Genomic DNA, 19,048 nt, shown 5'->3' on the forward strand with positions numbered 1-19,048 from the left:
GGAGGATCTCCATGACGGCCTTTTCGCTTGTCACGTTCGGGTTCCCCGAGGTCCATGCCGACGACCGCCCGATCAAGCTGGCCTTACGCAAGGGGCTTGCGCTGCTGGTCTATCTCGCGGAAGCCAAAGGCCCCGTCGCGCGCGACGTCATTGCCACGCTGCTATGGCCCGAGACGTCCCGCGAGACCGGCCTTGCGCGATTGCGGCGTCTGCTTCACCGCGTCGAGCTCACGCTCGGGCAGGCGGTTTTCGAGACCGACCGCACGAGCTTGCGTTGGTCTCCGGAGGTCGAGCTGAAGATCGACTCGCATCGGTTCGAGCGCGCCTGCGATCGCGGCGACTTTGAAGCGGCCTGCCGGATTTATCGCGGCGACTTCCTGGCGGGCTTTTCTCCGGACGACTGTCCCGAATTCGACGATTGGGCGTTCTTTCGCCGCGAGGCGTTGCGGGGACGGCTCGTGCAGGCGCTCGAGCGTCTGGTGCAGGACAGGAATGCCGCGGGCGATCATCTCGCCGCGACACTGCATGCGGGCCGTCTGGTCGAGCTCGATCCGCTCAGCGAGGTGTATGGCCGGCACCTGATCCGCAGCCTGCTGCTGGCGGGCGACCGAAGCGCGGCGGAACGACATCATGCGGCACTTGCGCAGCGGCTGCGCGACGAGCTTGGCGTCGCGCCGGAAGCCGAGACCGAAGCGCTCATGAGCCGCGCGGCCGCGCCGCTGCGCGATGCTCTTCCAGCGACACGCTATGTGAAGGGCGCCGGCGTGCATCTGGCGTATCAGACTTACGGAAGTGGTCCGCTCGACATCCTGGTTATGCCCGGCTTCGTCTCGCATGTGGAGCGCGCCTGGGAGCATCCGGCGAGCCGGACGTTCCTGGCCGCATTGATGAGGCTTGGGCGGCTGATCGTTTTCGATCGCCGCGGCATCGGCCTGTCCGACCGGGTCGGATCGGCCCCCGGCATCGATGCCACTGCGGAAGATATCGGCACGGTGCTGCGGGCGGCGGACTCGCGCCGCGTCGTGCTGTTTGGCGCATCCGAATGCGGGCCGGCCTGCATCAAATTTGCGGTCGAGCAATCCCGCCATGTGGCCGGGCTCATTCTGTTCGGCGCACTGGCCAAGGGCTGCTGGTCGGAGGACTATCCGCACGCGCTGCGCGCCAGCCAGTATGACGCCTGGAGCAAGCACCTGATTGCGCAATGGGGCGGCCCGGTCGGGATCGAAGCCTTCGCGCCGAGCCTGGCCGATGATCCGCAAGCGCGCGCCTGGTGGGCGGGGCTGTTGCGCGCGGCGTCCAGTCCCGGCGGCATCTCCGCCGTGCTCGAGGCCTTTCGCGACGCCGACGTGCGACACCTTCTGGCGCAAATTGCGGTGCCGACGCTGGTGCTGCATCGGCGGGACGACAAGGCCGTGCGGATCGCGGCTGGGCGCGACATCGCGAGCCGGATCACCGGTGCAGAATTCGTCGAGCTCGACGGCAATGACCATTGGTTCTTTGCCGGCGATCAGCAGCCGGTGCTGGAGGCGATCAAGCGGTTCACGGAGGCTTTACCGCGTGAGGGGAGGTCGAGGCGGTGACGCCTCAAGCCTCATTTATTGGCACGTTTCGTGCCTCCCAAAGCGGCACAAACGACGTGACACGATGCCTGGCGAAGGGAGACCCCGACATGAAACGCGAAGACCTCACCGAAAAGCTGCTCGACATCAAGCGCGAGAACGGCTGGAGCTGGAAACACATCTGCGACAAGGTCGGCGGCTATTCCGAGGTGCTGATCGTCGGTGCGATTCTCGGCCAGATGAAGCTGACGAAACCGCAGGCCGCCAATGCCGGCGAGCTGTTCGGCCTGTCGAAGGCAGAGACCGCGATGCTCAACGAGGTGCCGATGCGCGGCACCGGCACGCCGATGCCGCCGACCGATCCCCTGATCTATCGCTTCTACGAGATGGTGATGGTCAACGGTCCGGCGTGGAAGGCGCTGATCGAGGAGGAGTTCGGCGACGGCATCATGTCGGCGATCGACTTCGACATGGCAATGGAGCGCGTTGCCAACCCGAAGGGCGACCGCGTCAAGATCACCATGAGCGGCAAGTTTCTGCCGTACAAATACTACGGCGCCAGCGGCAATGTGCCGGAATACGGCTTCAAGGAGGGGTGAGGGACGCGAATGGCGAATCGCGAGTAGCGAATGGGGTTCATTCGCTACTCGCCGCTCCCTATTCGCCTATTTGCCCGCCTTCACCTCGGCCGCGGCCACGGCGATCAATTCGCTCATCTTGGCGCGAATCGCCTGCTCGGTGATGGCGACGTTCTTGGCGGCGAAATCGGCCATGACCTTGCGCAGGACGTCGGCGTCGCCGGCCTCCTCGAAATCGGCCGCGACCACTTCCTTGGCGTAGGCGGTGGCGGCCTCGCCGGTGATGCCGAGCTTCTCGGCGGCCCAAAGGCCGAGCAGCCGGTTGCGGCGGGCTTCCGCCTTGAATTTCTGCTCCTCGTCGAGGGCGAACTTCTTCTCGAAGCCTTCCTCGCGCTTGTCCAAACTGCTCATGCCTTTTCCAATTCCCTGCTGACTGGATCCGGTGGCCATCGTTGCGACGGCCCCGGCGCATGCCTAGATAGGGGGCACGAATCGGCAAAACAACGAGCCGTTAAGCCGCAGGCAAGACGGTATAAGTTGATGCCGGGCGGCCGGATCGATTGTGCTGGGACAGCCAATCGGATAGGTTGCCTGAAGGTTTGGTTCCCGTTCTGTTTCCAAGGGGTTATAGACGGGTTCCCAGCCGTTCACGGCAGCTCCGCTGTGGGTCGTAACCTGGTAACCGGAGCACACCAAATACATGGATTTCAACAAAACACGGTACATCCCCATGAGCCGTCGGCGTCGTATTTATGAAGGCAAGGCAAAGGTTCTTTACGAAGGCCCGGAGCCCGGTACCCTGATCCAGCACTTCAAGGATGACGCCACCGCGTTCAATGCGAAAAAGCATCAGGTGATCGAGGGCAAGGGTGTCCTCAACAACCGGATCTCGGAGTACCTGTTTCAGCACCTCAACGACATCGGGGTGCCGACCCATTTCATCCGCCGCCTCAACATGCGCGAGCAGTTGATTCGCGAGGTCGAGATCGTGCCGCTGGAAGTGGTGGTGCGGAACGTTGCCGCCGGCTCGCTGTCGCAGCGCCTCGGCATCGAGGAGGGTACGCAGCTGCCCCGGTCGATCATCGAATTCTACTACAAGAACGACCAGCTCAACGACCCCATGGTGTCGGAAGAGCACATTACCGCGTTCGGCTGGGCCACCCCGCAGGAGATCGACGACATCATGGCGCTCGCCATCCGTGTCAACGACTTCCTCACCGGCCTCTTCCTCGGCATCGGCATCCGCCTCGTCGACTTCAAGATGGAGTGCGGCCGGCTGTTCGAGAACGAGATGATGCGGATCATCGTCGCCGACGAGATCTCGCCGGATAGCTGCCGTCTGTGGGACATCAAGTCGAACGAGAAGCTCGACAAGGACCGCTTCCGCAGGGATCTCGGTGGCCTGCTCGAGGCCTACACCGAAGTCGCAAAACGCCTCGGCATCCTCATGGAGAATGAGCGTCCGCAGGGCACTGGCCCGGTGCTGGTGAAGAGCTAAGAGGGATTTGACGTGAAGGCACGTGTTACCGTTACCCTGAAGACGGGCATCCTCGATCCGCAGGGCAAGGCCATCGAAGGCGCGCTGAAGTCGCTCGGCGTCGACGGCGTCGCCAGCGTCCGCCAGGGCAAGGTGTTCGACATCGAGCTTGCCGGCGCCGACAAGGCCAAGGCCGAAGCGGCGCTGAAGGAGGCCGCCGACAAGCTCCTGGCGAACACGGTGATCGAGAACTATCGCGTCGAGATCGTCTAACCCGCGCGGCGCTTCACAGCCATCCGACGCGGTGGAAGCGCCAGTACAATGCGAGGCAGGCGAGCGCCATCATCCCCATGACGACGAAATAGCTGTACTCCCATTGCAGCTCGGGGATGTACTTGAAGTTCATCCCGTAGATGCCTGCGACTGCGGTGGGCACGGCGAGGATCGCCAGCCACGAGGCGAGCTTCTTGGAGACCGCGGTCTCCTGCGCCTGTCCGACCAGCAGGCTCGCCTCGAAGGCGAAGGCCAGCACCTCGCGCATGGAATCGATGCGCTCCTGGATGTTCCTGACGTGGTCGGTGACGTCGCGGAACAGCGGCTGCATCGTCGCACGCACCATCGCAAGCTCGTCATGCTCGAGGCGGCGGCAGACTTCCACCAGCGGGCCGATCGCGGTCCTGAGCCGCAACAGGTCGCGGCGCAGCATGTAGAGCCGCTCGATCTGCGCCTTGCTGATCGGCTTGGAGAGCACGTCGTCCTCGATGCCCTCGACCTCCTCGTGGATGCTCTCCAGCACGGGCGAGTAGTTGTCGACGATGAAATCGAGGATGGCGTAGAGGATGTAGTCCTCGCCGCGCGCCAGCGCCCGCGGGCAGCTTTCGCAGCGTTCGCGCACCGGTGTGTAGGACGTCGAGGCGCCATGGCGCACCGAGACCAGATAGCCTTCGCCGACGAAGATGTGCGTCTCGCCGAAGGCGATCCGGCGCTCGATCAGTTGCGCCGTCCGCGCCACGATGAACAGGGCCTCGCCATATTGCTCGATCTTCGGCCGCTGATGGGCGTTGTTGGCGTCCTCGATGGCAAGGTCGTGCAGGTCGAACTGCTTCTGCACGGCGCCGAGCAGCGCCATGTCAGGCTCGTGCAGCCCGATCCACACCACGTGGCCGGGCTTGGCCCGCCAGCTCGAAGCCTCGCTGATGGCGATATTGGCGACACGCCGGCCGTCGACATAGGCGCCGGCGGCGATGACGCCCTGAGTGGACACCGGTTCGGAGGGGGAGGCGGGCAGCGACGGGACGTTCATGGCTTCAATCCCGGGCAAGATCGTCGGGCAAAAGTGCCGTGGCTATGGCCTGTGTACAAGGCCGCCCGGCGAGGCTAGCACTGGTAAAATCCCCGTCAAATGGCTATGTCTCTTCACGATTTTGGTCCTCTTTGGCCAGCCCGATTCCCATCACCGTCGGAACCCGAACCATGAAAGCCGCCATCCTCGTCTTTCCCGGAATCAACCGCGAGCGCGACATGGCGCGCGCATTGAGGCTGATCTCCGGCAGCGAGCCCGCGATGGTCTGGCACGCCGAGACGTCGCTGCCCGCGGGCACCGACCTCGTCGTGGTGCCCGGCGGCTTCTCCTACGGCGACTATCTGCGCTGCGGCGCGATTGCGGCGCGGTCGCCGGTGATGGACGCGGTGCGCGACTATGCGGCCAAGGGCGGTCTCGTGCTCGGCGTCTGCAATGGTTTTCAGATCCTCTGCGAGTCCGGCCTGCTGCCCGGCGTCCTGATGCGCAACGCGCGGCTGAAGTTCATCTGTCACGACGTGCATCTGCGCGTCGAGCGTTCCGACACGCCGTTCACCCGCGGCTACAATGCGGGCCAGGTGATCCGCGTGCCGGTGGCACATGGCGAGGGCAATTACGAGGCGGACGAAGAGACCATCAAGCGGCTCGAAGGCGAGGGGCGGGTGCTCTATCGCTACTGCTCGGCCGACGGCGTGGTTGACGAGGCCCATAACATTAACGGCGCGGCGCAATCCATCGCCGGAATCGTCAACGACAGCGGCAACGTGCTCGGCATGATGCCGCACCCGGAGAACCACGTCGAAGACATCATGGGCTGCACCGATGGCCGCGGCCTGTTCGCCGGCCTCACTGCCCATCTGGAAAAGGCCGCGTGATCGCGTTCGTGGGGAAGCGGGCTCTCGCCGCGATCGCGGCGCTGTCGCTCGCGACATTTTCGCTCGCGACCGCCGCCTTCGCGCAGGATTTCCCCAAGCGCCCGATCACGATGATCGTGCCGTTCGCGGCCGGCGGCACGTCGGACGTGATCGCGCGCACGGTCGCCGAGCAGATGGGCATCGCACTCGGCCAGACCATCGTGATCGAGAACGTCGCCGGCGCCGGCGGCTCGACCGCACTGGCGCGCGCCTCCCGCGCCGAGCCTGACGGCTACACCATCGCGATCGGCAATGCCGGCACCAATGCCGCGACCTACACGATCTATCCAAAACTGCCGTTCACGCCTGAATCCTTCGTGCCGATCGCCATGGTCGCGAAGACGTTCGGTATCATCGCGCTGCGCAAGGATTTCCCGGCGAAGGACCTGAAAGAGTTCATCGCCTACGCCAAGGCCAACCCGGGCAAGATCAATCTCGGCCACGCCGGTGTCGGCTCGTCGAATTACCTCATTTGCAAGAGCTTCGTGACGGCCGCCGGGATCGACGCGACGCTGGTCGGCTATCGCGGCGCGGCGCCTGCGCTCACCGACGCGGTCGGCAGCCAGATCGACGGCGTCTGCGACGCCGCCGCCTCCGTCTCGCAGTCGATCGGCGACAAGCTAGTGAGGGGCCTGGTGGTTGGCTCGACCGTGCGGCTGGCCACGCTGCCCGATCTGCCGACGTCTGCCGAGGCAGGCCTGCCGGACTTCGAGGCGCAGGGCTGGAACGGCCTGTTCGCGCCGAAGGGCACGCCGCCGGCCATCATCGCCAAGCTGAACGCGGCTGCGCGCACGGCGGTGGAAACCGACGCGGTGAAGAAGCGTTTTGCCGAGCTCTCGACCGTCGCGCCCGACCCCGACGAGCACACGCCCGAGGTTCTGCAAAAGCTCGTGACGCGCGACGTCGAGAAATACCGGAAGATGCTCGCCGACGACGCCAAGTAGCAGCCGCCCAAATCATAGCAAGTCATGGCGGTTTTGGGCTTGCTGTCTCATGAACCTCAATCGCGTTTGAGACGACTGACTCCTCGTCGCCATCAAGGTGCGCGCGTCCGGGGTCGCTGATTTCCGCGCGGGTGGAAGCAACTCAAAGTTGTTTCGCCGCGCGAGTTGCGATATCAGGAAGCGTGCGCTGTCGTTGTGCTCCCGGATGTCACATGCCCGTCGCTTTGGTCGTTCTGCTGCTCGATATCACACTGATTTATCACGCGTCGCGAACCGGGCGATTGCGGCCCTGGGCTTTCATCATCCTGCTGGTGCCGATGATGGGCGTGCTCGCCTACATCGCAGTCGAGCTCGTCCCTGAATGGTTTTCCAGCCCCGGTGCGCGACAGGCGCGTCAGCGCGTTGCCAATCGGCTCGATCCGGAGAAGCATTATCGCGAGCTGTGCGACCGGCTGGCGGCCACCGACACCATCGCCAACCGTGCGGCGCTGGCCGAGGAATGCGCGAAGGTCGGCCGCTTCAGCGAGGCCGAGCAGCATTACGGTCACATCCTGAGCCTGCCGATGGGCCACGACCCCGCTTATGCCTTCGGCAAGGCGCAAGCGGAGTTTGCCGCCAAGCGTCCGGCCGATGCGCTAGCGACGCTGGACGATCTTCAGAAGCAATGGCCGGACTTCGATTCCGCCGACGCGCACCTGCTCTACGCCCGCGCACTCGCCGAGGTCGGCCGGCTCGCCGAGGCGCTGGAGGAATATCACGCCGTCGCCGGCTATTTCCCGGGCGCCGAGGCGCGGGTGCGCTACGGCATGCTGCTCCAGATGGTCGGCCGCAGCGCCGAGGCGCGCGTGGTCTTCAACGAACTCCTGATCCAGATGCGGCGCGCTCCGAAATATCTGCGCGAGGCGCAGGCCGAGTGGCTCTCGATCGCCGAGAAGCAGATTTCGACCTGAAGGGGCGTGCCAAGCGGAATGGCTTCAGGTCGGGAATCTCATAGAAACACCAGCGATATCCAGGGCACGAAGGTGATCAGCAGCAGGCCCAGGAACAGCCAGGCGAGATAGATCCAGATCCGGCGCATGCCGGCATCCGGCGACACGCCGCCGATGCTGCAGGCTGCGTAGTAGCAGAGGCCGAATGGCGGCGCGAACAGGCCGAGACCCATCGCCAGGATCACCACCATCGCATAGTGGACCTCGTTGATGCCGAACGTTGCGGCCACCGGGAACAGCAGCGGGCCGAACAGCACGATGGCCGGAATCCCCTCCAGCACGCTGCCGAGCACGATGAAGGCGACCACCGAGATCAGTAGGAAGCCGTAGGCTCCGCCCGGCACGCCAGCCATGCGCGCCGCCAGATCGTGCGAGAAGCCGGATTGCGCCAGCGCCCAGGCCATCGCGCTCGCCGCACCCACGATGAACAGGATCGACCCGGACAGCGAGGCGGTCTGCACCAGCATCGGCAGCACGTTCTTCCAGACCAGGCTGCCGCGATAGATGATCAGGCCGAGCACGAGGCAATAGGCGATGCCGATGGTCGAGACTTCGGTGGCGGTCGCGTAGCCCTCGACCACCGCGCTACGGATCAGGAACGGCAGCGTCAGCGCCGGCAAGGCGACCCACAACGTCTTCGCCACCACCGACATCGGCGCTCGCGCGATCTTGAGCGCGGCGTTTTCCTCGGCGCCCGCCCGGTAGCGCGCGACGAAGCCGAGCACGATCGCCAGCACGATGCCGGGCAGGATACCGGCGGTGAACAGTGCCGCGATCGATACGCCGGTGACGGAGGCGATCGCGATCAGCACGATCGACGGCGGAATGGTCTCGCTCATCGCGCCTGACGCCGCGAGCAGCGAGACCAGCTCGCCATCCTTCATGCCGCGCTTGCGCATCTCGGGAAACAGCACCGGCGCGATCGCCGCCATGTCGGCGGTCTTGGAGCCGGAAATGCCGGAGACCAGCAGCATGGCGCCGAGCATCACGTAGGATAGTCCGCCCCGGACATGGCCGAGCACAGAGGCCAGGAACGCGACCATGACGCGCGCCATGCCGGTCTGCTCGACCAATTGTCCCAGCAGCACGAACAGGGGCACCGCGAGCAGGATCAGCGAGCTCATGCCCTCGTCGATCCGCCCAACCACGACCAGCAGCGGCGTCCGTGTCGTGGTCAGCAGGAAAGCGACGGTCGCCAGACAAAAGGAAAACGCGATCGGCACGCCTGCCATGACGGCGCAGCCGAGCAGGCCGACGAAGAAGATCAGCAGATTCCAGTTGCCAAGCGATTTCAGCGAGGGACCTGCGAGATAGAGCACCCCGGCAATCGCCGCAAACAGGACGCCGACGGCGAGCAGGTCCTTTGCCGACCGCTTGACGAGTGTGAGGCAGATGCTGGCGAGCGCGATGATGCAGCCGACCGGGATGGCGGCCGCGCGAACCATGCCGGACCAGCCAAGCGCCGGCGTCTCCACGAAGGCCTGGTCTTCCACATAATCGAGCGCCGGATGCAGGATGATCGCGAGGAACAGCGCAACCCCGCCGGCGGCGAGCGTCGAGGCCCAGGCCTCGGCGCGCGGTGACAGATACGACGTGAAGAACGTCAGGCGCATATGCGCCGAGCGCTGCACGGCGATCGCGCTGCCGAGCATCGCCAGCCACAGGAACAGGATCGAGGCCAACTCGTCCGACCAGATGATCGGCCGGTGGAAGATTCCACGCGCGACGATGCCGGCGAACAGGATGACGACTTCGGCGACGACGGCGATCGCAGCCGGGATCTCGACCAGCCAGCGCAGCGACTGCTCCAGCCAGCGTCCGCGCAACGGCCGTGCTTCGCCGAGCGTGACGGTTTCCTGCATGCCGACCACGGCGCTCATGCCAATGCTCCGGCCGCGGCCTCCAGCGTCTTCCAATTATCCTCGCCGAACTTGGCGCGCCATTCCTTGTAGAAGCCGGCGGCCGACAGTCCCTTGCGGAACGCCTCTTTGTGGGAGACCTCGAAGGTGATGCCCTTGGCGATCAGCTGGTCCTTCAGCGTCAGATTGAGCTTGGCGGTGTCCGCGCGCTGCTCCATCGCGGCCTGGTCGAACTCACGCCGCACGATCGCCTGCAACTCGTCGGGCAGCGCCTTGACCGAGCGCCGGTTGCCGAGGATGAAGAACGGATCCCAGATGTGGTTGGTCTCGGAGATGTATTTCTGCACCTCGTAGATCTTGCCGGCCTCGATGGTGACGAGGCCGTTCTCCTGGCCGTCGACGAGATGGGTCTGGAGCGCCGTGTACAATTCGTTGAAGTTGATCGAGGTCGGGTTGGCGCCGAGCGACTTGAACAGCGAGGTGAAGATCGGCGACACCGGCACGCGGATCCGGTAACCGTCGAGGTCGGCCGGCGTCTTGATCGGCTTGGTGAACGACGAAATCTGCCGGAACGTGTTGTCGGCGGGCTTGGCCACCACCAGCGCGCCGGTCTTCTCGATCTGGGTTCCGATCAGCTTGCCGAGGTCGCCATCCATCGCATTCCAGACCTGGCCGTAGTCCGAGAACGCGAAGCCGACATTGGCGATGCCGGCGGTCGGCGCCACCGTCGACAGCACGGAGCCCGCGATGTTGAGGAAATCGACGCCGCCGCTGCGGATCTGGGTCAGGAGATCGGTGTCCGAGCCGAGCTGCGAGGCGGGAAAGAACTTGATCTCCAGCCGGCCGCCGCTCGCTTCCCTGATCCGCTTCACGGCCTGATCGAGGCGGGTGTTGATCGGCTGGGTCAGCGACTGGCCGGTGGCGAGCTTGTATTCGAACTCCGCGGCCTGCGCCGGCCGGGTGCGGATCGCGACCAGTGGAACGGCCGCAGCCGCCACCATGAAGTTGCGGCGTGAAAGCGTGTGGTTCTTGCCCGACATCGTTGGTCCTCCCTGATGGTCTCGTTCGGCGCCTTTGTCGGCGCACGTGGTCGTTGCGGCGCGCAGGCTTTGCTGCGCCGGTGTCGTCAAAATCGCTTGTCTGGTGAAAGGGCTTGGCCTTGCGTTCCTTCCCCCGGGCGGACCGGCGCTCTGCGCCGTCCTGTTTCCTCTATCGGCACCCGTCTGTCGCGGGTTGCCTTGAGGTTGAAGCCTAGATCGCTGGTCATGCACGACAATTGAATTATATTCGCCGTCACTTTAGCTGGCCTAAAAGGTTTCCTGATGCAGATACCCTTCCGCGCCATCATCGTCTTCCACGCGGTGGCGCGCGCGGGCAGCATTTCCCGTGCGGCGGACGAATTGCGGGTGACGCCGTCGGCCGTCAGCCAGCAGATCCAGGCGCTGGAGCTGCATCTCGGCACGGCGCTGACCTCGCGGGTGGGGCGCAACATCACGCTGACCGAGGCCGGCGAGCGCTATTTCGAGATGATCAGCCGCGAGATCGAGCACGTCACCGACGTCACACAGCATGTCCGCGGCATCCGCTCGGCCACTACATTGACGGTGCGCGCCGCGCCGAGCGTATCGAGCAAATGGTTGCTGCCGCGCCTTGCGAGCTTCGTCGACGCCAATCCGGACATCGAATTGCGGCTCGACGGCACCAATGAGCCGACCGATTTCCGCAAGGAGAATGTCGATTTGGAGATCCGCCACGGCGAGGGCGGCTGGGCCGGCCTGTTCGTCGAAAGCCTCGGCAAGGAGCGGTTCTTTCCGCTGTGCGCGCCATCGTCCTTTGCGGCGGGCAGTCTCGCAGCCGAGGACTTACTCGAGCACCGGCTGATCCATTCGGTGAAATCGCAGATGCAATGGCCGCGCTGGTTCACGGAGGCCGGCATCGAGCCTGCCGAACGCTGGAAGCGCGTGCTGTTCGACCGCAGCCACATGGCGATCGACGCTGCCGTCGACGGCCTCGGCATCGGGCTGGAGAGCGAGCTGCTGGCCTGGCGCGAACTGCGTGACGGTCGCCTGGTTTGCCCGGTGAAGAATCCGCCCGAGGTCACGCTGACCACGCAGTGGATTGTCTGCCCGCATGGCCATCTGCGCCACCGCAAGACCCGCACTTTCCTCGACTGGTTGCGCGGGGAACGCGACGCCTGGAGCGCGGGCCAAAGCGCGCGGATTGTTTAGCGCGTCTACATCGTCGCGGCAGATAATCTGAATTGCCCTTGGATTCACCGCTGCCTAACGTTTCCGTGCAAGGCGAGCGCGGCCGGACTTCACGGCTGCAACAACGCCGTCACCCGAGGAACGCTTAAGGAAATCCAGATGAATCTCCATCGCATGCTGCTGGAGCGCAAGGCGGCCGGCAGGCCTGTTACCATTGGCCTGATCGGGGCCGGAAAATTCGGCCTGATGTTCCTGTCGCAGGTCCGCCAGACCGACGGCATGCATCTCGTCGGTGTCGCCGACCTGAACACGGGCCGCGCCCGTTCGCAGCTCAAGCTCGGCTGTTGGCCCGAGGAGCAATATGCGGCAACCTCCATCGACGACGCGCTCAAGCACGGCCGCACCATCGTCACCGATAATGCGGACGCGCTGATCACTCATCCCGCGATCGAGGTGATCATCGAGGCGACCGGAGATCCCGGCGCCGGCATCCGCTTCGCGATGAAGGCGATCGAGAACGGCAAGCACATCGTGATGGTGAATGTCGAGGCGGACGCGGTCGCAGGCCCGATCCTGGCGCGCAAGGCGAAGCAGGCCGGCGTCGTCTATTCACTCGCCTGGGGCGACCAGCCGGCGCTGATCGCCGATCACGTCGACTGGGCCCGCGCGGCCGGCTTCAAGGTCGTCGCCGCCGGCAAGGGCACGCGCTACCATCCGACCTATCACCAGTCGACGCCGGATACGGTCTGGGACATCCTCGACAAATACATGAAGATCAAGGATCGCAACTCGATCAATCCGAAGATGTTCAACTCCTTCGTCGACGGCACCAAGTCGGGCATCGAGATGACGGCGGTCTGCAACGCGACGGGCTTGCATGCGCAGAGCGAGGGCCTGTCGTTCCCGCCGGCGACGCGGTTCGAGCACGCCGAGATCTGCAAGCCGAAATCCGACGGCGGCATGCTCGAGAAGTCGGGCGTCACCGAGGTCACGTCCTCGGTCTATCGCGACGGCACCGACGTGCCGCAGAGCCTCGTAATGGGGACCTATGTCGTGTTCGAGACCGACAGCGCCTATTCCGAGGAATGTTTCCGCGAATACAGCATGCTGCCGGACAAGACCGGCAAATATGCCTCGCTGTACCGGCCGATCCACATGATCGGGCTCGAGCTCGGGATCTCCGTGGCTTCCGCGGCACTGCGCAAGGAGCCGACCGGCGCGCCGATCGTGTTCAATTCGGACGTGGTCGCGACCGCCAAGCGCAAGCTGAAGGCCGGGGAGATGCTCGACGGCGAGGGCGGCTTCTGCGTCTGGGGCAAGCAGACCCCTGCCGACGCTTCGCTGAAGCATGGCTACCTGCCGCTCGGCCTTGCCCACCATGTCAAGCTCAAGACCGATATCGCGCCAGGTCAGCGCCTGAAATGGGAGGACGTGGAGTACGATCCCAATAGTCTCGCCGTGCGGGTGCGCCGCGAGATGGAAGCGGCCTTCCGGCAACCAAACTTGGCTGCTTGATCGGTACAACGGCGGGGCTCGGCCCGCGCCCGACCAAAGCGCGATGACATCGGGATAAATCGTCATCGCGCTTTGGGGTATTGCTCGAGCGTGGTCTCCGTACCGCGCTAGCGCAGCTTCAGCCGTTCCGCCGGCACCGTCATCGCGGCGACGCTGGCCATGACCAGCAGCAGGCCCAGCGCGAGGTTCGACGGCACGCTCTCGCCGAGCAGCAGCACGGACAATCCGACGCCGATCGGAATGCGCAGATAGCCTTGTGCGTTCGTGGTCAGCGTGCCGAGCCGGCCGAGGCAGACGTAGAACAGCATCAGCCCCAGCGCGCTGGAGACGATGCCCATGACGATGGTGGCGACGATCGCCGTCGGCGTCGGGTGCAGCGTCCAGGGCTGGTCGATGATCAGCGAGGGCGGCAGCAGCACGAGGCCACCGAACAGCAGCGAGCCGGTCGCCACCACCATCGGATCGTATTCGGAGAGCCTGAGGCCAAAGATCGTCGCGCAGGCAAAGGAGATGGTGGCGAGCAGGATCGCGACCTCCGCCACGATCTCGCCACTGAAGCCGCGCAGCGCGTCCAGCCCGACGATGGCGATCGTGCCGGCGAGGCCGAGAATTGCGCCCGCGAGCTTCAGCAGCGTGGCCGGCTCATGCCGCGTGATCAGCGAGGTGATCAGGAAAGCGAAGATCGGCGTCGTCGAGGCCAGCACCACCGTGTTCGAGGCAGGGACATATTGCTGCGACCAGGTGATGATCAGGAACGGAAAGGTCGAGTTGATCAGCTGCTGGACTGCGAACAGCTTCCAGGCCTTCGCATCCGTCGGGAGCTTGAGGCCGCGCATCCACAGGATCGCAAACAGGAAGGCGAACGCGATCAGCGAGCGCGCCGAGATGAAGGTGATGGGCGGGATCGTGGGAAGCGCGAGCTTGGCCAGCGGATAGGTCGAGCTCCAGCAGCAGGCGAGCGCGAAAAGCAGCGCATAGTCGCGCCAGTTGCGGGCGCCGACGGCTGTCATGGATGGCAATGGCGCTGACGCGGAGGGCGTTGTGTGGCCCGATCCGGATGTGCTCTGCGGCACCTTGTTCTTGCTCCCCCGCGCAAAAGCGCTTTCAACAAGTCTGGGCGAGGGAACGCGAAAAGGGAAGGCGTCGAGCTATGCGTTTGGCTGGAGTGCCGGCTTCCGCTTCACCCGCTTGATCGTGCCGGAGAAGGTAAACAGCGGCCGCCCGGCCGAGGTCAGCTTGCCTCGCAGGAAAATCAGCGAGCCGCCGGCGCGGGACACTTCGCCGACGCATTCGACCAGCTCGCCCTCGCGGGCCGCGTCGAGGAAATCACAGGAGAAATTCGTCGTCACGGCCGGGCCATCCAGCTCATGGGTGGCGATAGCGAACAGGCAATAGTCGGCGAAGGCCATGAAGCAGCCGCCATGGACGTTCCCGGAGCCGTTGAGGTGCTTTTTCTCGACCCGGAACGCCGAGCGGACGCTGCCGTCGTCCTCGATTTTGTGCCAGAACGGGCCGATATGGCTCTCAAAGCTGTCGCGAATCCAGGTCCGCCAGCCCGTGAACTCGCCATCGGTGGCGACGTGCAGGTCCGGGCGGCGGGTGGAGGGGACTTTGGTCAATTCGTGCAAGGAAATGGGCCTTCAATTACGGGTCTTTAGTCCTTAAATCCGATCCGTCAGCGCCTTGCAATTCCCGTTCCCGCCGATCGCCTGCCCGCAAAACGTGGGACAGCGGGAAAATGGGCCATAAAGGGCTTTTCGTAGGCCCCCGATCTTCCTAAGAACGGCAAAACGCCGCCGAAAGCCCCGAATCCATGAAGAACGAACCCAAGATCACCCCCGAACTGGTTGCCGCCCACGGGCTCAAGCCCGACGAGTACGAGCGCATCCTGAAGCTGATCGGGCGGGAGCCGACCTTCACCGAGCTCGGCATCTTCTCGGCGATGTGGAACGAGCACTGCTCGTACAAATCCTCGCGCATCCATCTGCGCGGCCTGCCGACCAAGGCGCCCTGGGTGATCCAGGGCCCCGGCGAGAATGCCGGCGTGATCGACATCGGCGACGGCCAGGCCGTGGTCTTCAAGATGGAGAGCCACAACCACCCGAGCTACATCGAGCCCTACCAGGGTGCGACCACCGGCGTCGGTGGCATTCTGCGCGACGTCTTCACCATGGGCGCGCGGCCCATCGCCTGCCTCAATGCGCTGAGCTTCGGCGCGCCCGAGCATGCGAGGACGCGGCACCTCGTCTCCGGCGTCGTGGCCGGCGTCGGCGGCTATGGCAATTCCTTCGGCGTGCCGACGGTCGGCGGCCAGGTGCGCTTCCACACCCGCTATGACGGCAACATCCTCGTCAACGCGATGGCCGTGGGCCTCGCCGACGCCGACAAGATCTTCTATGCGGCCGCCTCCGGCGTGAACATGCCGATCGTCTATCTCGGCTCCAAGACCGGCCGCGATGGCATTCACGGTGCCTCGATGGCCTCGGCGGAGTTCGACGACAAGTCCGAGGAGAAGCGCCCGACCGTGCAGGTCGGCGATCCCTTCGCCGAAAAACTGCTGCTCGAGGCGTGCCTGGAGATCATGGAGAAGGGCTGCGTCATCGCCATCCAGGACATGGGCGCGGCCGGCCTGACCTGCTCGGCAGTCGAGATGGGCGCCAAGGGCGACCTCGGCGTCGACCTCGATCTCGACGCGGTGCCGACGCGCGAGACCGGCATGAGCGCCTACGAGATGATGCTCTCGGAAAGCCAGGAGCGCATGCTCATGGTGCTCAAGCCCGAGAAGGAAAAGGAAGCCGAGGCCATCTTCAAGAAGTGGGGCCTCGACTTCGCCGTGGTCGGCTACACCACGCCGAGCAAGCGCTTTGTCGTCAAGCATGGCGGCGACGTCATGGCCGACCTGCCGATCAAGGAGCTCGGTGACGAGGCGCCGCTCTACGACCGTCCGCACGTTCCCTCCGCCGCGCTGCCTGTGGTGCACGCGCGCGAGGTGCCGGCGCCGATGGGCGTCGGTGCCGCGCTGGAGAAGCTGATCGGCACGCCCGACATGTGCAGCAAGCGCTGGGTCTGGGAGCAATACGACCACGTCATCCTCGGCAACACCTTGCAGCGTCCCGGCGGCGATGCCGCCGTGGTGCGCGTGCAGGACGGGCCGAAGGGTCTGGCGCTGACCGTCGACGTCACGCCGCGCTATTGCGAAGCTGACCCGTTCGAGGGCGGCAAGCAGGCGGTGGCGGAAGCCTGGCGCAACATCACCGCGGTCGGCGGCAAGCCGCTCGCGATCACCGACAATCTCAATTTCGGCAATCCTGAACGGCCCGAGATCATGGGCCAGTTTGTCGGCTGCCTGAAGGGCATCTCGGAAGCCTGCCGCACGCTCGACTTCCCGGTCGTGTCCGGCAACGTCTCGCTCTACAACGAGACCAACGGCCGCGCGATCCTGCCGACACCTTCAATCGGCGGCGTCGGCCTGCTCGACGATTTCACCAAGTCCGCTTCGCTGGCCTTCAAGGCCGAGGGCGAGGCGATCCTCCTGGTTGGCGAAACCCACGGCTGGCTCGGCCAGTCGGTCTACCTGCGCGACATCTGCGGTCGCGAGGAGGGCGCGCCGCCGCCGGTCGACCTCGCGGCCGAGAAGCGCAACGGCGACTGCGTGCGCGGCATGATCCATGCGGGCACTGCGACCGCGGTACACGATCTCTCCGACGGTGGCCTCCTGATCGCGCTCGCCGAGATGGCAATGGCGAGCGGCATCGGCGCAAAACTGCTGGCGGCGCCGGCGGCGCTCGTGCCGCAGGCCTATTGGTTCGGCGAGGACCAGGCGCGCTATCTCGTCACCGTGCCGGAAGCGAACGCCGGCCGCGTGCTGGCTAAGATGCGCGGCTGCGAGGTGCCCTGCGTGCGCATCGGCACCACCGGTGGCGATGCGATCGCGATCGCGGGCGAGGCGCCAGTGTCGATCGATAGCCTGCGGAAATCGTTCGAGCGCTGGCTGCCGGAATATATGAGCGGGAAGGCGGCGTAAGGCGCCGCCACACGCTCCGTCATTGCGAGGAGCAAAGCGACGAAGCAATCCAGACTGTCTCCGCGGAAAGACTCTGGATTGCTTCGCTACGCTCGCAATGACGGGCGGAGAGACCTCGGCCTCACAAAACGTGCGACGCGCCCGGAATCTTCCGCAACATTGCCGTCAGTCCCCAGCTCAGCAACACCGTGAGCACGAAGCCGATCGCGGCCTTGAAGATCGCAGGCCACGAGTAGTCGAACAGCACATACTGGATCCACAGCGCGATCGGGTAGTGCACCAGGAACATGCCGTAGGCGTCCGCCTGCATGCGGTCGAGCAGGTTCGGCCCCGGCGACTTCTGGTGCAGGAAGAAGGCGAGGATCGCGAGCAGGATCGCGGCCGAGAACAGCACGACGAACGTGCCGTAGATCGCCTGATACCAGTCCGGCAGCACGTTGGGATTCCCGAGGATTGCGCGCTTGATGTAGATCATGCACCACATCAGGCAGTAGGGGACCAGCGTGGCGATCACCCACATCCATCGGTTCTTCGGCAACTGGCCCTCGGCGCTGAGGATACCGCGATCGAAGTTGGCGGCACCGACGCTGACGCCAATGAAGAAATAGGCGAAGTAGAGCAGGACGCGGCTCGCCTGCACCGAAAACGGTCCGAACTCGAACCATTTGTTGGCCCCGAAATGGACCAGCGCGGGCACGTAGACGACGGCAGTGACGACGGCGAGCAGCCGCCAGAACACGGCCGGCTGCTCAAATCCGCGCACCGAAACGCGGTTGACCGGATCGACCAGGTGGGTTGAGACCCGGTAGAGCAGGCTCGCAGTCAGGTCGAACGCCAGCAGCACCCACACGAACCAGATCGGCCCGCTCGGCCACGGCCCGACGGTGATTGTCTTCCACCAGAACGAAGCGAAGGTCAGCTCGGGATCGTGCCGCAGCGCGATCGCGTAATAGGCGAGCGGGATGACCGTGAAGGCCGCGATCACGAACGGCAGCCCGAGCCGCAACAGGCGGTCGCGCAGGAAAACCTGTGGTTCCTTGCGCGCGATGCCGGACCACGTGAACAGTCCCGACAGGAAGAAGAACATCGCCATGAAGAAGCTGTCGGTGCAGAGCACGACGACGTCGAAGCCGATCCAGGACGCCGGGTCGGTGTGACCGAAATAGGTGTAGGGAATGACCGCGTGGTGCAGCAGCACCACCAGCGTGAGAAAGGTGCGGGTCCGATCGAGCGACAGATTGCGCGTCTTGGCTTTCGGCGCGGCGTGCGCCTCCGCGCCGATCGTCGCGGAATGTGACATCGTCATCATGGTCGCCCCGATTGCGCTCCAGCCCTGGCCGGACTGTGCCGCCGGGAACCGGATTCAGCAAGCGCAGTTTGTGCCGCGCCTTGCCCGCGGAGTGCCCTCAGGAACCAGTTCCGCGCAGCGAAGTTAGCGTTCGCGAGTAGGTTGAGGGCCGCAAAACATGCGGCATTTTAGTCGGAGTTGGTTATGACGATCCTGAAATGGGCGCTGATCTTTCTCTTGATCTCGATCGTGGCCGGCGTGCTCGGCTTCACCGGCCTCTCGGCCGCCTCGGCCGATGTCGCCCGCTTCCTGTTCTATATATTCGTCGTGATCTTCCTGGTGCTGCTGGTACTGGGGCTCACGATCTTCAGGGCGTAGCCGGGCTGCCGGTCGA

Annotated in this window: 18 protein-coding genes; 11 read left to right on the plus strand and 7 right to left on the minus strand. The window is 64.9% G+C overall.

Annotation, left to right across the window (positions count from 1 at the left end; translation table 11 throughout):
* Positions 1-11 precede the first annotated feature (11 nt).
* Positions 12-1,580: an alpha/beta fold hydrolase gene (locus tag ACVJ5M_RS17895; RefSeq protein ID WP_354099757.1), complete on the plus strand. Its 1,569-nt coding sequence runs from the start codon at positions 12-14 to the stop codon at positions 1,578-1,580.
* An 89-nt stretch (positions 1,581-1,669) separates the two neighbouring features.
* A complete protein-coding gene (gene cynS / locus ACVJ5M_RS17900; RefSeq protein WP_014494123.1) occupies positions 1,670-2,158 on the plus strand; it encodes a cyanase in 489 nt (162 codons plus the stop codon).
* A 66-nt stretch (positions 2,159-2,224) separates the two neighbouring features.
* Here the strand turns inward: cynS and ACVJ5M_RS17905 are convergent, their stop codons facing one another.
* Entirely contained in the window at positions 2,225-2,548 is a 324-nt protein-coding gene (locus ACVJ5M_RS17905; RefSeq protein ID WP_014494124.1) for a DUF1476 domain-containing protein, read from the minus strand.
* 319 nt (positions 2,549-2,867) lie between these two features.
* On the opposite strand from ACVJ5M_RS17905, the gene purC reads away from it, so the two are divergent.
* Entirely contained in the window at positions 2,868-3,635 is a 768-nt protein-coding gene (gene purC, locus ACVJ5M_RS17910; RefSeq protein WP_172782948.1) for a phosphoribosylaminoimidazolesuccinocarboxamide synthase, read from the plus strand.
* A 12-nt stretch (positions 3,636-3,647) separates the two neighbouring features.
* Positions 3,648-3,887: a phosphoribosylformylglycinamidine synthase subunit PurS gene (gene purS / locus ACVJ5M_RS17915; RefSeq protein ID WP_014494125.1), complete on the plus strand. Its 240-nt coding sequence runs from the start codon at positions 3,648-3,650 to the stop codon at positions 3,885-3,887.
* A gap of 13 nt (positions 3,888-3,900) precedes the next feature.
* Here the strand turns inward: purS and ACVJ5M_RS17920 are convergent, their stop codons facing one another.
* On the minus strand, positions 3,901-4,917 hold the full coding sequence (locus tag ACVJ5M_RS17920; protein ID WP_354097449.1) for a magnesium and cobalt transport protein CorA: 1,017 nt from the start codon (positions 4,915-4,917) through the stop codon (positions 3,901-3,903).
* 170 nt (positions 4,918-5,087) lie between these two features.
* Here ACVJ5M_RS17920 and purQ point away from each other — a divergent pair, with 170 nt between their 5' ends.
* From purQ to ACVJ5M_RS17935, 3 genes are all read left to right on the plus strand, one after another.
* Positions 5,088-5,789 carry a phosphoribosylformylglycinamidine synthase subunit PurQ gene (gene purQ, locus ACVJ5M_RS17925; protein WP_354097450.1) on the plus strand — a complete coding sequence of 234 codons (702 nt, stop codon included), beginning with the start codon at positions 5,088-5,090 and terminating at the stop codon, positions 5,787-5,789.
* Entirely contained in the window at positions 5,786-6,772 is a 987-nt protein-coding gene (locus ACVJ5M_RS17930) for a tripartite tricarboxylate transporter substrate binding protein BugD (protein WP_354097451.1), read from the plus strand. The genes purQ and ACVJ5M_RS17930 overlap by 4 nt, the downstream gene beginning before the upstream one ends.
* 212 nt (positions 6,773-6,984) lie before the next feature.
* Positions 6,985-7,722, plus strand: coding sequence for a tetratricopeptide repeat protein (locus ACVJ5M_RS17935; protein ID WP_354097452.1), 738 nt, complete (start codon positions 6,985-6,987; stop codon positions 7,720-7,722).
* 38 nt (positions 7,723-7,760) lie between these two features.
* On the opposite strand, the gene ACVJ5M_RS17940 is transcribed toward ACVJ5M_RS17935, so the two are convergent.
* Positions 7,761-9,641 carry a TRAP transporter large permease gene (locus ACVJ5M_RS17940; protein WP_456679366.1) on the minus strand — a complete coding sequence of 627 codons (1,881 nt, stop codon included), beginning with the start codon at positions 9,639-9,641 and terminating at the stop codon, positions 7,761-7,763.
* Complete coding sequence (locus ACVJ5M_RS17945; RefSeq protein ID WP_354097453.1) at positions 9,638-10,660, minus strand: TRAP transporter substrate-binding protein; 1,023 nt, start codon at positions 10,658-10,660, stop codon at positions 9,638-9,640. Before ACVJ5M_RS17945 ends, ACVJ5M_RS17940 begins: the two co-directional genes overlap by 4 nt.
* A 282-nt stretch (positions 10,661-10,942) precedes the next feature.
* Here ACVJ5M_RS17945 and ACVJ5M_RS17950 point away from each other — a divergent pair, with 282 nt between their 5' ends.
* On the plus strand, positions 10,943-11,848 hold the full coding sequence (locus tag ACVJ5M_RS17950; protein ID WP_354097454.1) for a LysR substrate-binding domain-containing protein: 906 nt from the start codon (positions 10,943-10,945) through the stop codon (positions 11,846-11,848).
* 138 nt (positions 11,849-11,986) lie between these two features.
* Positions 11,987-13,342: an NAD(P)H-dependent oxidoreductase gene (locus ACVJ5M_RS17955; RefSeq protein ID WP_354097455.1), complete on the plus strand. Its 1,356-nt coding sequence runs from the start codon at positions 11,987-11,989 to the stop codon at positions 13,340-13,342.
* A gap of 107 nt (positions 13,343-13,449) precedes the next feature.
* Here ACVJ5M_RS17955 and ACVJ5M_RS17960 read toward each other — a convergent pair whose 3' ends face one another.
* Both ACVJ5M_RS17960 and ACVJ5M_RS17965 read right to left on the minus strand, forming a co-directional pair.
* A complete protein-coding gene (locus ACVJ5M_RS17960; protein WP_354097456.1) occupies positions 13,450-14,415 on the minus strand; it encodes a DMT family transporter in 966 nt (321 codons plus the stop codon).
* A gap of 75 nt (positions 14,416-14,490) precedes the next feature.
* Complete coding sequence (locus ACVJ5M_RS17965) at positions 14,491-14,970, minus strand: PaaI family thioesterase (protein WP_354099756.1); 480 nt, start codon at positions 14,968-14,970, stop codon at positions 14,491-14,493.
* A 185-nt stretch (positions 14,971-15,155) separates the two neighbouring features.
* Between ACVJ5M_RS17965 and purL the strand changes: the two genes are divergently transcribed.
* On the plus strand, positions 15,156-17,366 hold the full coding sequence (purL, locus tag ACVJ5M_RS17970) for a phosphoribosylformylglycinamidine synthase subunit PurL (protein WP_354099755.1): 2,211 nt from the start codon (positions 15,156-15,158) through the stop codon (positions 17,364-17,366).
* 121 nt (positions 17,367-17,487) lie between these two features.
* Here purL and ACVJ5M_RS17975 read toward each other — a convergent pair whose 3' ends face one another.
* Positions 17,488-18,675 carry an acyltransferase family protein gene (locus tag ACVJ5M_RS17975; RefSeq protein ID WP_354097459.1) on the minus strand — a complete coding sequence of 396 codons (1,188 nt, stop codon included), beginning with the start codon at positions 18,673-18,675 and terminating at the stop codon, positions 17,488-17,490.
* 183 nt (positions 18,676-18,858) lie between these two features.
* Here ACVJ5M_RS17975 and ACVJ5M_RS17980 point away from each other — a divergent pair, with 183 nt between their 5' ends.
* Positions 18,859-19,032, plus strand: a complete 174-nt coding sequence (locus tag ACVJ5M_RS17980) for a DUF1328 domain-containing protein (RefSeq protein ID WP_135215414.1) — start codon at positions 18,859-18,861, stop codon at positions 19,030-19,032.
* Positions 19,033-19,048: the final 16 nt, after the last annotated feature.

The organism is Bradyrhizobium sp. S3.7.6, from assembly GCF_054061875.1.

Bases quoted from the DNA above. Each gene is read 5' to 3' on its own strand.
- ACVJ5M_RS17895 (WP_354099757.1), top strand. From the start codon at position 12: ATGACGGCCTTTTCGCTTGTCACGTTCGGGTTCCCCGAGGTCCATGCC.
- cynS (WP_014494123.1), top strand. From the start codon at position 1,670: ATGAAACGCGAAGACCTCACCGAAAAGCTGCTCGACATCAAGCGCGAG.
- ACVJ5M_RS17905 (WP_014494124.1), bottom strand. From the start codon at position 2,548: ATGAGCAGTTTGGACAAGCGCGAGGAAGGCTTCGAGAAGAAGTTCGCC.
- purC (WP_172782948.1), top strand. From the start codon at position 2,868: ATGAGCCGTCGGCGTCGTATTTATGAAGGCAAGGCAAAGGTTCTTTAC.
- ACVJ5M_RS17920 (WP_354097449.1), bottom strand. From the start codon at position 4,917: ATGAACGTCCCGTCGCTGCCCGCCTCCCCCTCCGAACCGGTGTCCACT.
- purQ (WP_354097450.1), top strand. From the start codon at position 5,088: ATGAAAGCCGCCATCCTCGTCTTTCCCGGAATCAACCGCGAGCGCGAC.
- ACVJ5M_RS17935 (WP_354097452.1), top strand. From the start codon at position 6,985: ATGCCCGTCGCTTTGGTCGTTCTGCTGCTCGATATCACACTGATTTAT.
- ACVJ5M_RS17940 (WP_456679366.1), bottom strand. From the start codon at position 9,641: ATGAGCGCCGTGGTCGGCATGCAGGAAACCGTCACGCTCGGCGAAGCA.
- ACVJ5M_RS17945 (WP_354097453.1), bottom strand. From the start codon at position 10,660: ATGTCGGGCAAGAACCACACGCTTTCACGCCGCAACTTCATGGTGGCG.
- ACVJ5M_RS17950 (WP_354097454.1), top strand. From the start codon at position 10,943: ATGCAGATACCCTTCCGCGCCATCATCGTCTTCCACGCGGTGGCGCGC.
- ACVJ5M_RS17955 (WP_354097455.1), top strand. From the start codon at position 11,987: ATGAATCTCCATCGCATGCTGCTGGAGCGCAAGGCGGCCGGCAGGCCT.
- purL (WP_354099755.1), top strand. From the start codon at position 15,156: ATGAAGAACGAACCCAAGATCACCCCCGAACTGGTTGCCGCCCACGGG.
- ACVJ5M_RS17975 (WP_354097459.1), bottom strand. From the start codon at position 18,675: ATGATGACGATGTCACATTCCGCGACGATCGGCGCGGAGGCGCACGCC.
- ACVJ5M_RS17980 (WP_135215414.1), top strand. From the start codon at position 18,859: ATGACGATCCTGAAATGGGCGCTGATCTTTCTCTTGATCTCGATCGTG.